At 39.5% G+C, this 13,188-nt stretch carries 16 protein-coding genes and 1 pseudogene; 10 read left to right on the forward strand and 7 right to left on the reverse strand.

The features are described from left to right. From AACS98_RS15480 to AACS98_RS15490, 3 genes and pseudogenes are all read left to right on the forward strand, one after another. A pseudogene (locus AACS98_RS15480) lies at positions 1-516 on the forward strand (photosystem II q(b) protein); the annotation flags it as partial. Positions 517-717: 201 nt separating this feature from the next. After that, entirely contained in the window at positions 718-1,011 is a 294-nt protein-coding gene (locus AACS98_RS15485; protein ID WP_066381405.1) for a DUF6679 family protein, read from the forward strand. Between the two features lie 146 nt (positions 1,012-1,157). Beyond that, the gene (locus tag AACS98_RS15490) at positions 1,158-1,358 is read left to right on the forward strand and encodes a hypothetical protein (protein ID WP_066381407.1); all 201 of its coding nucleotides are present in this window, start codon (positions 1,158-1,160) and stop codon (positions 1,356-1,358) included. Between the two features lie 444 nt (positions 1,359-1,802). Here AACS98_RS15490 and AACS98_RS15495 read toward each other — a convergent pair whose 3' ends face one another. The 3 genes from AACS98_RS15495 to AACS98_RS15505 form a co-directional block, all read right to left on the reverse strand. Next, positions 1,803-2,360 carry a peroxiredoxin gene (locus tag AACS98_RS15495; protein WP_066381413.1) on the reverse strand — a complete coding sequence of 186 codons (558 nt, stop codon included), beginning with the start codon at positions 2,358-2,360 and terminating at the stop codon, positions 1,803-1,805. Between the two features lie 63 nt (positions 2,361-2,423). Beyond that, complete coding sequence (gene sipA / locus AACS98_RS15500; protein ID WP_066381414.1) at positions 2,424-2,675, reverse strand: regulatory protein SipA; 252 nt, start codon at positions 2,673-2,675, stop codon at positions 2,424-2,426. 205 nt (positions 2,676-2,880) lie between these two features. Then, positions 2,881-3,393, reverse strand: coding sequence for a Spy/CpxP family protein refolding chaperone (locus tag AACS98_RS15505; protein ID WP_066381416.1), 513 nt, complete (start codon positions 3,391-3,393; stop codon positions 2,881-2,883). A gap of 305 nt (positions 3,394-3,698) precedes the next feature. Here AACS98_RS15505 and AACS98_RS15510 point away from each other — a divergent pair, with 305 nt between their 5' ends. Beyond that, positions 3,699-4,904, forward strand: a complete 1,206-nt coding sequence (locus AACS98_RS15510) for a sensor histidine kinase (RefSeq protein WP_066381418.1) — start codon at positions 3,699-3,701, stop codon at positions 4,902-4,904. Then, a complete protein-coding gene (locus AACS98_RS15515) occupies positions 4,904-5,566 on the forward strand; it encodes a response regulator (protein WP_066381420.1) in 663 nt (220 codons plus the stop codon). The genes AACS98_RS15510 and AACS98_RS15515 overlap by 1 nt, the downstream gene beginning before the upstream one ends. Here the strand turns inward: AACS98_RS15515 and AACS98_RS15520 are convergent. Further along, entirely contained in the window at positions 5,563-5,991 is a 429-nt protein-coding gene (locus AACS98_RS15520; RefSeq protein WP_066381423.1) for a nucleoside deaminase, read from the reverse strand. The genes AACS98_RS15515 and AACS98_RS15520 overlap by 4 nt on opposite strands. A 63-nt stretch (positions 5,992-6,054) precedes the next feature. Between AACS98_RS15520 and AACS98_RS15525 the strand changes: the two genes are divergently transcribed. After that, entirely contained in the window at positions 6,055-6,846 is a 792-nt protein-coding gene (locus AACS98_RS15525; protein WP_066381425.1) for an ion transporter, read from the forward strand. 84 nt (positions 6,847-6,930) lie between these two features. Beyond that, complete coding sequence (locus tag AACS98_RS15530; protein ID WP_066381427.1) at positions 6,931-7,167, forward strand: DUF3134 domain-containing protein; 237 nt, start codon at positions 6,931-6,933, stop codon at positions 7,165-7,167. 73 nt (positions 7,168-7,240) lie between these two features. Here the strand turns inward: AACS98_RS15530 and AACS98_RS15535 are convergent, their stop codons facing one another. The 3 genes from AACS98_RS15535 to AACS98_RS15545 form a co-directional block, all read right to left on the reverse strand. Further along, positions 7,241-7,849 carry a hypothetical protein gene (locus tag AACS98_RS15535; protein WP_066381429.1) on the reverse strand — a complete coding sequence of 203 codons (609 nt, stop codon included), beginning with the start codon at positions 7,847-7,849 and terminating at the stop codon, positions 7,241-7,243. Between the two features lie 169 nt (positions 7,850-8,018). Next, the gene (locus AACS98_RS15540; protein WP_066381431.1) at positions 8,019-8,834 is read right to left on the reverse strand and encodes an ion transporter; all 816 of its coding nucleotides are present in this window, start codon (positions 8,832-8,834) and stop codon (positions 8,019-8,021) included. A 285-nt stretch (positions 8,835-9,119) separates the two neighbouring features. Then, positions 9,120-9,902 carry an ABC transporter permease gene (locus AACS98_RS15545; protein ID WP_066381433.1) on the reverse strand — a complete coding sequence of 261 codons (783 nt, stop codon included), beginning with the start codon at positions 9,900-9,902 and terminating at the stop codon, positions 9,120-9,122. 177 nt (positions 9,903-10,079) lie between these two features. Between AACS98_RS15545 and AACS98_RS15550 the strand changes: the two genes are divergently transcribed. From AACS98_RS15550 to AACS98_RS15560, 3 genes are all read left to right on the forward strand, one after another. Beyond that, the gene (locus AACS98_RS15550; protein ID WP_066381745.1) at positions 10,080-10,703 is read left to right on the forward strand and encodes an exopolysaccharide biosynthesis protein; all 624 of its coding nucleotides are present in this window, start codon (positions 10,080-10,082) and stop codon (positions 10,701-10,703) included. A gap of 59 nt (positions 10,704-10,762) precedes the next feature. Beyond that, positions 10,763-11,293 (forward strand): hypothetical protein, encoded by a 531-nt coding sequence (locus tag AACS98_RS15555; protein WP_197480078.1) that lies wholly within the window; start codon positions 10,763-10,765, stop codon positions 11,291-11,293. Positions 11,294-11,457: 164 nt separating this feature from the next. Continuing rightward, positions 11,458-13,185 carry an ABC transporter ATP-binding protein gene (locus tag AACS98_RS15560; RefSeq protein ID WP_066381435.1) on the forward strand — a complete coding sequence of 576 codons (1,728 nt, stop codon included), beginning with the start codon at positions 11,458-11,460 and terminating at the stop codon, positions 13,183-13,185. Positions 13,186-13,188: the final 3 nt, after the last annotated feature.

A 13,188-nucleotide genomic window follows, 5' to 3' on the forward strand; every position in this document is an offset into this window, starting at 1 on the left:
CACAACATCCTAATGCACCCCTTCCACATGTTAGGTGTGGCTGGTGTATTCGGTGGTAGCTTGTTCTCTGCAATGCACGGTTCATTGGTAACTTCTTCCTTGGTGCGTGAAACCACCGAGAACGAATCTCAAAACTACGGTTACAAATTCGGTCAAGAAGAAGAAACCTACAACATCGTTGCTGCACACGGTTACTTCGGTCGCTTGATTTTCCAATACGCGTCCTTCAACAACAGCCGTTCCTTGCACTTCTTCCTAGCTGCATGGCCTGTAATCGGTATCTGGTTTACCGCTTTGGGTGTTAGCACAATGGCGTTCAACTTGAACGGTTTCAACTTCAACCAGTCCATCATCGACTCTCAAGGTCGTGTAATCAACACCTGGGCTGACATCATCAACCGCGCTAACTTGGGTATGGAAGTAATGCACGAGCGTAACGCTCACAACTTCCCCTTAGACTTAGCTGCTGGCGAAGTTGCTCCTGTTGCTTTAACCGCTCCTGCTATCAACGGTTAATCATTAACCTTTAGCAATCACAAAAAAGCTTCCTCCTTACGGGGGAGGCTTTTTTGTTTTGCTGCTCAGATAATGAGCAAAGTCGGTTTTTTCATCTACCTAAAGTATTAAAGTTACTTTAATATCCCGTAATTTTACAGTTGCAATAATATTCAACTCTCCCATAGTATTTACCTCATCGTTTTTATCATTGCCACTATTGTGAAATCTATTCTAGAAACCTACATAGACCAAGAAATCTGGATACTAATACGAGATAAATGGTATTTTGCTAAAATCATTAGGGTTTGGGATGATTTGTTATGGTTTAAACATAGAACTCACAACAAAGAAACCGAGGAAGATACTTTGTGGGAAATGGTGGTCAAAATCAACGAAGTAGTTGCCATTGATAAAGTTATTTCCGTTGTTAGTAGAAAAACAGATGTGTTTATGGCTAGATTGCTAGAAACTGATCAACACACAAATAATCATCAACAAGATCATGACAATTAATATTGTCACCTTGATATTAACTCTCTGGGCAAACTAAACAATACTTCCGATAGAGTGATAAATTAGCTATAACTAGATTTTAGATAGATAAAATCACAACTCCTATTTTTTTAAAATGGTGGCTGAATAGATAAAGGAGTATAGTGATGTCTGAAGAGAAAAAACAAAAATCTAAAAATCAAGAAACTACACCTACTGCTTCTGGAGGCTATCAAACCCCTATCGAAGCTGATATCCGTAAGACTGGTACTGCTGCTCAATCAGACGCTAGAGAGTCTGCTAAACCAGAAGCAACAGGAGAGGATGACGTAGCAGGTAGCCCCAATCAAGGTACTCCATCACGTTAATGTTGGAGAAATATTTGTAAACATAACAGTTTAACTGGCTCTTTTTGTAGTTGACATCAGTCATAAATTTTGGGTGGATATGTGGAGAAAAACCACATTTATCCACATATTTTTTATGACTAATTTTCAAAATATCTGAAAAAGTTTTCTAGATAAAAATGGGTTGTCTTCCTGGATGTATTACTGATGATTTTACTCAAGAAGGTGGAAAATAATGCCTACCTTCTTGAACAATGATTGGGGACTTCCAGATAAAAAAATATCCAAAATGTAGGGTGCGTCAGTACGAGAAACCGTAGTAGGGGCGGGTTCACAAATACCCTAGTTGAGCAATCCAAAATATTGATAAACCCGCCCCTACTATACCAAGAAAATATTCATGCTGACGCACCCTACTAACAGTCGATGTGGATAATTGATTTTTTGGTGTTCCCTTAACAGGCATTAAGAAGCTGTTGATTGCAACTGTTCCAGTCTCGCCAGAACTTCTGCACTGTGAACAGATGGGTTAACTTTCACAAAAGTCTCGCGCAAGATGCCCTGGGGGTCGATAATAAAGGTATGGCGTGAGGATACAAAACCCAGCCAAGAACCGTAAGCTTTGCTAACATCACCAGTAGTGTCAGCCAACAATGGAAATTTTAGCCCTTCAGAATCACAAAATTCGGCATGGGAATCTATATCATCAGCACTGACACCAATAATCTGAACATTTTTTTCCAGGTATTTCGGTAAATCTTGCTGAAAACGACGCGCTTCAATGGTGCAACCAGCAGTAAAGTCTTTGGGATAAAAGTAAAGCACTACCCATTTACCACGCAAATCAGATAGAGAAACTTTGCCATCACCTGTATTGGTGGATAAAGTAAAGTCTGGCGCAGGTTGATTAATTGTAGGGAGTTTACCCCCAAGTGCTTGAGCCGCAGGGGTAAAATTTAACCAACTGATGACAGCAAACAAGCTGACAAGTAAGATGTGCAGAAAATGACGACGGGAAATCATGATGCAGACAAGAATGACAACTTTACATAAGTTTACAATTCTTGGCTGCTGATGATCAGGGTTTTATTCTGTTTTAGGTTCTTGAGTGACTGGAGGCTGTTCTGCACTTTGGATATATTGACTGTCTAACAGAAAAGCTCCTTTATCAAAGCGCACACCCCAGTATCCACCGGGACGACGGTCAAGGACTATACCCTCGTCACCCACTTGAATGATATCAGGGGGGCGTAACATGGGCATGGGTTCTGCGGTTTTCAGGTAGGGTGGTTGTGCTATGAGCCGGACTTTACTACCAATGGGAAATTCTTCAGACATATTGAAAGGTTAAAAAGCTTTGAGTGTTGATCAACTCATAACTCATAGCTGTTAACTTTTCTAGGGGGATGATTAAATATTCTGTTTTGGCAAGGAGATAAAGGAAAAGGGTAGCATTTTTACCCTTTCCCTGACTTCTGCAAGAAGTATATTCAATGAGGGCGATAGAAAATAATTTTTGTAGTTCAGCTCATGTTAAGGATATTTAACGATTATTCTGACGTTGCTGCCAACGCTGACGACGATTAGCTTTGAATTCTTCTAGTTTGGTTTGCTGTTCGGGTGTCAAAACTGCTTGAACTTGTTGTTTAGCATCTTCTCTAATTGCCCGAATTCTAGCTTTTTGGGCATCAGTCATATTGAGTTGTGCAAATTTCTTACCCAGACGTTCACCTGCTTCGGGAGGTGGTGGAAAGTCGCCTTGTTGACGCTGCGATCGCCTTGCTTGACGTTGTTGACGTGCTGCTTCTATTTTCGCTTTTTGTTCTGGGGTGAACACTGCTTCAATTTGAGCGCGGGTGTTGCGGTGAATTGCTTGAATTCTGGTTTTTTGGGCTTCTGTTAATCCCAAACTTTGCCAAGGGCCTTTTCTTTGAGCTTGTGCAATCCGAAATGGCGCGGAGGAGGGGGTTTGTGCTTGCACTGCCAAGGGGGTGACAGTTGCAGTTAAAGTGAGAGCGATCGCACCCGCGAACAGAGATAATGACTTCAGTTGCATTGATGACCTCGTTTTTTGTGCTTGTGAATATGCGATTATCTTAAAAACTCACATCAACTATCCACATGAGGAGAAAGTCATGAATACACCCATGACTTTAGTCATGGTTTAACTATGATTGAGGTGACTGGTGATTTTTGCACAATTAAAGTAAATATGTAGCAGTCCCCTTTAATTTCTCATACCGTTTTTTGATGTAGCTGGCGTGGCGTAGCCATAGATGTACTTTATTTCTGGATGTATGGGGCGCAACCTCCCATAGAATTTGTCTTAGTTAATGTTGAAGTTTAAATTTTGATTTTTTTATGAGTCGTCCGATTCAAATCAATAATCATCCTTTCCGATTCTTGCTTTATTTGGAATGGATTCTACTGGCGATTTCTGTAATTACATCTGTAATTCCCCATCCTTCCCCGCGATTTTCTAGTAAGTTTCCCGAATTGACAATTTTAAATCTGACTATTTTTGGATTAATGGGCTTAAGGTTGCCTACAGGCAATCACATAATGAAAATTATTTATACAGCTTGTGGAATTAGTTTAATTTTTATCACTGGGTTATTTGGTGGGAGAGCAGATCGACTGTTTCCTTTTCTGTACATAATTTTAGTGACTCGTAGCTGTTTAATTTTCCAGCTACCTGGACGTTTATCAGTTACATTTCTTTCTTTTACTTTATTTTTATTAACGCTAATGTATCGGATGCCTCGCTATCCTTTACCACCACACGCACAAGAACGGTTTCGATATTTTACTTTGAGTTTATCTTTAGTATTTGGCTTAAGTTTAGTGTTTGTTTTATTGTTAATGAATACTGTATTATCTGAGCGTCAAAGCCGAGAAGAATTAGCTATTGCTAATGAAAAACTGAGACAGTATGCTTTAAGAATCGAAAATCAAGCTACATTAGAAGAACGTACTCGAATTGCACGGGAAATTCATGATTCTCTCGGTCATTCGCTGACAGCTTTAAATTTACAATTAGAAACTGCTCTCAAACTTTATCAAGCTAATCCAGATCAGGCTTATAGTTTTTTAGCTAGGGCTAAAGAGTTAGGTTCTAAAGCTTTACAGGATGTGAGACACTCGGTTTCGACTATGCGATCGCATCCCTTACAAAACCAATCTTTATCAGAAGCTATCGATACCTTGGCGGAAGATTTCCAACGCTCAAATAATATTATATTACATTCTCAAATCAATCTTGTCCATCCTTTATCAACAGAAGTTAATACTGCGATTTACCGAATTCTTCAAGAATCATTAACAAATATTTCTAAGCACGCGAAAGCCACAGAGGTAAATTTGGAAGTTTCTGTTAACCGGGGTAGTTTACATCTGATAATTCAGGATAATGGTAGAGGTTTTGATATTCAGCAAAATACGACAGGTTTTGGTTTAAAAAGTATGCGCGATCGCACGTTAGCTTTAGGAGGTAAATTTAGCATTAACACCGCATTTGGTTGCGGTTGTCAAATTACAGTTGATATACCTTTAGGCAGGTTAATTTAATGATTAAAGTTTTATTAGTAGATGACCAAAGTTTAATTCGTCAAGGATTAAAAGTTTTATTAGAACTAGAACCAGATTTAGAAATTGTCGGAGAAGCGGAAAATGGAGAAATAGCCCTTAATCTCATGGCTGAATTAACACCAGATGTGGTATTAATGGACATTAGAATGCCAATTATGGATGGAGTTGCTGCCACTAAAGAAATTCAAAACAGTTTCTCAGATGTGAAAGTTTTAGTGTTGACAACCTTTGATGATGATGAATATGTAAAAGCGGCTTTACAACATGGGGCGATGGGCTATTTACTTAAAGATACACCCTCGGAAGAATTAGCTGTTGCCATTCGTGCTGTGCAGAAAGGATATACTCAACTAGGGCCGGGAATCGTGAAAAAACTTTTGACTCAATTTCAGAATTCTGCACCCAGTCAAACGCCATCTATTCCGCCGAGTTTAGCAGAACTTACCCCTAGAGAAAAAGAAGTTTTAAGATTAATTGCTACGGGTGCTAATAATCGAGAAATTGCCCAAGAACTGTATATTTCTGAGGGGACAGTCAAAAATCATGTTACAAATATTTTAAATCGGTTAAATTTGCGCGATCGCACTCAGGCTGCTATCATTGCCAATACCTATTTATCTTATTTAAACGAATCGAGTTAAACAGTAAATAAACTCATACATTCCTGTCTCAGCACCCCCTTAGTAACTGTAATATTGCTAAAGGATTTTGCAATTACTTCTTCACAATAAATATGAATTTGTGACTGATTGAGAGAAATTAAATCTGTAATAGAAGCACCATAAACAATTTCTGAAATTCCACTCCAAACGCAAGCTGCTGCACACATCGGACAAGGTTCACCAGTCGTATATATACTATAACCTGATAAAGAAAACTTGTTGATTTGAGTAGTTAAACGACGAATGACATTAATTTCTGCATGAGCAGAAGGATCACAGTCTCTAGCTACAGTATTATAAGCCCTTGCTACAACTTGATTATCTTTAACAATTACAGCACCGTAAGGTGCATCCCCCTTTTTGGCTTCCTCAATTGCTAGACTCATAAAATATTCGTGGTTCATATTAGCTTGATAATTCAGCAATATAATCGGTAAAATAACATATTTGGGTGCTGGATGGGAAATATGTTACCAAGTAGAAAACAAACAGAATTTTACTTAACAGACTTAGAAACACCTATCGGTAAAGCGATTAATTTAACAATTGCTGCTTTAGTCTTATTATCATCCGGTATTTTTGTCGCGCAGACATATAATATACCTGATGATGTGCGGATGCAGTTAGATGTAATAGATAAGATTATCTTGGTAATTTTTGCTATAGAATATGCAGTCCGTTTGTGGAGTGCCGCCCATAAAATCAATTATATCTTGAGTTTTTATGCCATTATTGATTTAATGGCTATCTTGCCCTTTTTTATCGGTTGGGTAAATATTAGTTTTATTCGGTTACTTCGATGGTTTAGAATTTTACGTTTAATTAGATTTATTGATAAAAGATTTTTATTTAGCCGTGTTAGTACAGAAGATAGCGTCATTTTAATTCGGATATTATTCACCTTATTTGCCATTATATTTGTTTATTCTGGTTTGATTTATCAAGTAGAACATCCTGTAAACTCGCTTTACAAGACTTTTTTTGATGCTTTTTATTATTCAGTCGTCACAATGACAACTGTGGGATTTGGTGATGTTACACCAATTTCTGAATTAGGACGTTTGTTAACAGTATTAATGATTTTGACGGGAGTGACTTTGATTCCTTGGCAAGTGGGAGATTTAATTAAAGGTTTGGTGAAAACAGCTAACCAAGTAGAAACAGTTTGTTTTGGTTGTGGTTTAGCATTTCACGATCAAGACGCAAAGTTTTGTAAGCGGTGCGGTACTAACTTAGCCAATAGGAATGTTGATGAATAGGAAAACATCAACCATAGGGAGGAAGTTTTTACCTCTATAAAAAACACACTGGTAATTAATAGAGATGCTTCGGGGGTAAACATCATGGTAAAACGGTCTAACCCACCCCTCCGCGAAGAACCTCGTTACCAACCAGCACCAATAATTCCTCTCAAACAAGAGGAATCTTTGCTGGAGTGGTTGCAACATACAGGTCGATTAGTATCTTACCCATCTGTTGACTACCATTACGAAGACGAGGAAGAAGAGGAAGAATATGTGGCAGACCTTGTAGACGAATTTGACTTTCAAGCAGAAGAAATAGAGGATTTAGAAGATTGACCTCTCCCCTGCCTAAAGGCGAGGGGATTATAAAAAGTTGAGGGAAGAGGCTCAAGCCGCTTCCCTCAACTTTTTAGATATTTTCAACATAAGTTTCAGTTTGTGAACTGTTTGCTGCTGGATGACGATTTGTCCACTGTCGCAATGCCCAAAGGCTAGTGAAAGCAGCTAATAAAGCACCAAGAGAATCCATAATTAAGTCAATAATGGTGTCATCCAAGCTGCCAATTACTTGAGTGTTAAGAATTTTTCCCGCAGACCATTCTGTAATTTCCCATAAAGCACCGATAGCAATGCCAAAACTGGTAATTGTCACCAGATACAACATTGTATGATTGCGAAATAGATTCAACATTGAACTATAGACTAAAAAACTCAATGCTAGGGTAATTGCAAAAGTAGTATAAGCATGAACAATCTCGTCATAAGGCCCTTTTGTCTCAAATAAACCCCATACCCAACCAGTAGCATTGACCAATGCAGCTAAGACAAACAGAAAATCAAACAAAGTAGGCAACTTATCATCTAGGACGACAAACAAAAAAGAGGCAAGCAGGAAAAATGCTAGACCTAAAGCATTTAAGAAATTACCTTGAACGGTTGCGGCTATGACAAAGATTGTTAGTAAACCTTGCCCTATCCAAGCAAGGACTCGATAACCTTTCCAATTTAAACTTTTCATGCTTTTCCCCCAAATATCTGATTAATTACGTTATTTTTCTCGGTTTTACCATCCTAAATATGATTTACAATGTCGCAATTTTGAATAATTTGATGATATCTTTCTTCTAGCAATTTGCTGTCTTTTTCTGGTAAGATTTTCTCACGGCTAAGAAGATGTATCAGAGGTATTAATTCTGTGAATGCTGATGCAATAATTCTTGAATTTCCTGCCGTAACGCTGTGATTTCATTCTGAAGCATTTGAATAGATTTCGTTCCGGCTAACTCGGCTTCATCATCATCAGCATCACGGTCAATAAAAAACGTCGCTAGAGTTGCAGTGACATAGCCAAATACAGCAAACGCATACAAGGCTAAGAAAAAACAAAGAATTCGACCTTCTGGGGTTTTTGGCCAATACTCAGAACCCATTGTGATGATTAACATGGCTGTCCACCATAAAGCAGTGCCATAATTGTGTAGTCCAGATTCTACAGGTACTTCATTTTCAAACGCATACATTCCTGCTGCTCCTACTAAAGTAATAATTATTGTTAAAGTCACAACATAACCAAACCCTCGACGGCTGACACTTGCTGCCAAAACCCGCATTCCTCGGTTAGCACGAGTCATGACTCGCAACAGTTGTAGCCCCCGCACAGCCCTTGTGGTTTGGAGTATTTTGATAACTCGTATAATCCGAAAAGTCCGTAATGCAGGTAATAATAGAGAAATAGCTGTTAGCCAGTTGCTTTTGATATAGGAAGGTCGATGAGGAGCAATAGCTAGTTTAAGTAAAAAATCTAAAATAAAAATAATCCAGATGGTGATGCTAACGGCTTGCAGTAAAGGGTTTAATCCGGCGATAATTTCGATGATGAATAGTGCTAGCCATGCAAAGCCCAACACTACCATTGGGGTTTCTAACCAATCTTCCAATTGTTGCAACACTTCGCTGCGTTCTTTTTCCAGGGCTTGTTTTTCCGAAAGCTTAGAACTACTCATAATCTGAATTTGTAATTCAACACTAAGTTTTAGAGAATAACTATTTTTTGGATGCAGCTACTAAAGATGAGCTTTGTTCATGTAGCTGCAAACTTTAGTTTGAGGGGGAATAAACAGGTAAGAGTTTCGCTACTTTGGGTATGCTTTCTTTTACTCTAGCGATTGGATGATAATTGATGCTTCATCCAATTGAATGACTGCATGAAATTCAGCTAAACTTGGCAGCGATCGCCTACAGTTTTGCATCACCACTGCTCAAAAACTTCTATTTTCAACATCCTCTGTTTAACTGGAAGCACTGGTATAAAAACGTAAAGCAAACCGCCAAAACCTAGTAGAAAGCCAAAACAAAGCCACAGCTAACAAAGCCGCACCTATCAACCAGTTAATCTCCACCCTACCTAACATGACTTCTGCTGGGACTGTAGTTAAAAATGTCACTGGGACTATAAAAGTGAAGAAAAAACGGTAAGCTGCGGGGTAGGCAACTATGGGATATCTACCAGCTTCCACTAAACCCCGTAACACTTCCGTGACATTATAGATTTTGACAAACCAAATGCTAGTCGCTCCTAGCATAAACCACAGGCTATAAAGAATCACCAACCCACAGAATAACGGTACGATACTAACTAGATAGTTTTCGAGTCTTAAACCCAGACGTTGACCGGCATAGCCAATAATCATGCTACCAAAAACTAAATCTGGAATTCCCCAAGGGGATAGGGTATAGGTGGAAAGCCAAAACTGACTACGGATAGGTTTGAGAAGTATAAAGTCTAAAGTTCCTTCTTGCACATGGCGGACAATGCGGTTCAGGTTAGGTGAGAGAAAGGTGGCAGAAAAACCTTGCAGTAAGGTAAAAATTCCCAGAACTACTAAAGCAGCTTGCCATGACCAGCCAGTGAAAGTATAGCCAGTCCGGTAAAATAAGAACAAACCAAACACACTACCCGCTAAATTTCCTAAGCTGCTGAGGGTAGCTATCAAGAAGTTTACACGATATTCCAATTCGGCGGCGATCGCAGCACTCCAAAATAGTTTTAAGACTTGCCAGTATTTCCCCATCTTGCACCCAAAACTTCACAGTCGCTATCTGAGTTGATAACTTGATGTAATCTTAACAATATTGCTCCTGTTGCCAACATTGTTAACGCTAAGATATTGTATGCACATTCTTTATCCTCTGGGATTTACTGCTTTTTAAATATTCCCGAATTAGGCACAGAAAAGCATCAAAAATTTATGGCTAAACTATCCAACGAATTGCAACGTTATTTTTTTGAAGAATCTAGACCAGGAAAGGTTAATTTATCTGATATATTACAGTTGGCAGAGGAAAGGATTTTTGGTTTTTTGCTGGTGATATTAGCTTTACCTTCAGCTTTACCAGTACCAGCACCGGGTTATTCCACACCTTTCGGTATCTTAATTTTTCTGTTAGCAGTGCAGTTAATTACTGGTGCGAGAACTCCTTGGCTACCCCCGAAAATGATGAATCATCCCTTGGAACTAGAAACAGTGCAGGGATTTTTAAAAGCGGGGATTCCTTGGTTACGCAGAATTGAAGCGATCGCTCGTCCCCGTTTATCTTATATTTGTACGACTTTAGCAGGTAGAGTCACCATTGGAACTGCGATCGCCTTAATGGCAATTTCTATGATGATACCCATCCCAGGCACTAACACCTTACCAGCAATGGGTATTTTCGTCACAGGTTTTGGTTTGCTAGAAGATGACGGCGCTATCAGTTTAGGCGGTTTAGTGCTGTGTCTGATGGGCGCAATTTTAACTACTTCTATTCTGATGGCTTTGGCTTGGGGTGGTTCTAGTCTTCTTGATATTATCAAAACTTGGTTAGGACGTTAATCTGAAAAATACCCCTAGAGGTGAATGAACTCAAAACAGCAGAGGTTGAAAATCTGATTATGACTGATATCAACCTCTACCTGTTTGTTGAAAACCTGCTATTTTTTTTGATAGCCACTGCTTTTTTTGTGGTTGTCGGTTGGGTGTGGAGATACGCTAAACCCTATACCCTACCAGAACCCCTACCAGGGTGGTTTAAAATTTGGTTTGGTACGGTGCAACTTTTGGGAGCATTACTACCACTGGTAGCGATGCTGTGGTGGGGTGTCTTCCAAGGCTATACTTCGGTATTAATTGTCTTTGGTTGGTACTTTGTGATGTTAGCGTTGCAAATTCTCTCCGAAAGTCTAACACTGAGGCAATTTCACAATGTAGTTTGGGTGATGGTTCCTTACCTTTACGTACCTTACCGCCTTTGGCAATTGTATGAGGGTTTGAGAATCATCAATTCTGCGAATGAATTAATCTGGATGCGTAATTTGTTGATTTTAGAAATTATCGTCTGGGGGGGGAATTACGCTTTAGACTTAGCCCAACTGCCAAGGTTACTGCGTTGGGAACTTAAAGAACCTAATTACAATGATTTTTAGCTAAATCAACAGCAAAAGAAAGTTTTCAAACCTTGTAGAGACGTTGCATACAAAGTCTCTACACTGTAGGGAGTTCTTCTTTTATCGAGACTGCTTTTTTTTGAGAAACTGCACAAAAGCTGGTAGCGTCTAACAAAGAACAATATTTTTGTGGATGTGAGAGCTTGAAAACTCGTTCTAATTACTGGCAACTGCTGCCCTATATTAGACCCCAGTGGCAGAATATTACTAAGGGATTTGTCGGCATTTTAGGCTATGTGCTGGCGACTTTAACATTAATTAATTTTGCGGGACAGTTAGCCGCACCCTTTGGTCAAGGTAATGTAATTGCGATCGCTCAATTAGCTGCTATCTTAGGCTTAGTATTTCTTGTGCGGGGCTTTTTTCAGTCTGTGCAGGACATCTATATGTCGAAAGCGGCGTTAAGAGTGGCTTTTTACCTGCGGAAGCAAGTATACGCCCACCTGCAAAAATTAGATTTAAGCTATTTTGAAACTGCAAAAGCCGGTGATTTATCTTACCGCCTCACCGAAGATATTGACCGCATCGGGGAAGTAGTTAAGAAACTATTTCATGACTTTCTCCCCTGTGTGTTGCAATTAATAGCCATCCCCATCTATATGATCTACCTGAATTGGCAACTCACCTTAGCCACGGTGATAGTTGCGCCATTGATGGGTGTGTTAATTGGTTGGTTTGGGGAACGCTTACGTAAATATTCGCTTAAAAGCCAAAACCGTGTATCTGATTTATCAGCAATTCTAACAGAAGTTTTCAGTGGTATTCGCTTAGTGCGGGCGTTTGCCGCAGAAAATTATGAAATTGCGAGATTTAGCCACGAAGCAGAACGCAGTTTTCAAGCTAAATACTCAGCCGAACGCCTGAAAGCTGTGCAGATACCGATTATCGGATTTTTAGAAGCTGTGAGTGCTTTATGCTTAATTTTGGTGGGAGCGTGGCAAATTCAGCAAAAAAACTTAACAGTAGGCGAATTTTTCAGTTATCTAGCCGCCGCCGGCTTATTAATTGACCCTATCGGTCATGTTACCAACAACTACAACGAATTTAAACAAGGGGAAGCATCTGTTGACCGAATTTTTGAATTGATGGCGATGCAGCCAACAGTCACAGAGAAACCCAATGTAATCAGCTTACCACAAGTTCAAGGTAAAGTTGAATATCATCAGGTGACATTTGCTTATCAACCAGGTGAACCCGTCTTAAAAGATATTAGTTTGTTAGCGATGCCAGGGGAAGCGATCGCTTTAGTCGGTGCTTCTGGTGCAGGTAAAACCACCTTTGTAAATCTGCTGCCACGTTTCTATGACCCCAGCAAAGGTCAAATCTTAATTGATGGCGTAAATATTCGGGATGTGTCTTTAGAGAGTTTGCGGCGACAAATTGGTATAGTTCCCCAAGAAACCATCATGTTTTCGGGGACTGTAGCCCAAAATATCGCCTTTGGGCAAGAGTTTTATGATTTAAATGCTGTGGCAGAAGCGGCAAAAATTGCTAATGCTCATCAATTTATTAGCCAGCTACCAGAAGGTTATCAGACTTGGGTAGGTGAGAGGGGGGTAAATTTATCTGGTGGACAAAGACAAAGAATTGCGATCGCTCGTGCGGTATTATTGAACCCGCAGATATTGATTTTAGATGAAGCGACATCAGCCTTAGATTCTGAGTCAGAGGCTTTAGTACAGGAAGCTTTAGAAAGACTAATGCAGCAACGCACAGTATTTATTATTGCCCACCGTTTAAGTACAGTGAGAAAGTGCGATCGCATTTTAGTTTTAGAACGGGGGCAGATTGTAGAGTCAGGCACACATGAAGAACTTTTAGCCCTTGAGCGTCGCTATGCCAAATTTTATACTCAGCAGTTTAGTCATTAGTCA

Source organism: Anabaena sp. CA = ATCC 33047 (genome assembly GCF_963870205.1).
GTDB lineage: Bacteria > Cyanobacteriota > Cyanobacteriia > Cyanobacteriales > Nostocaceae > Trichormus.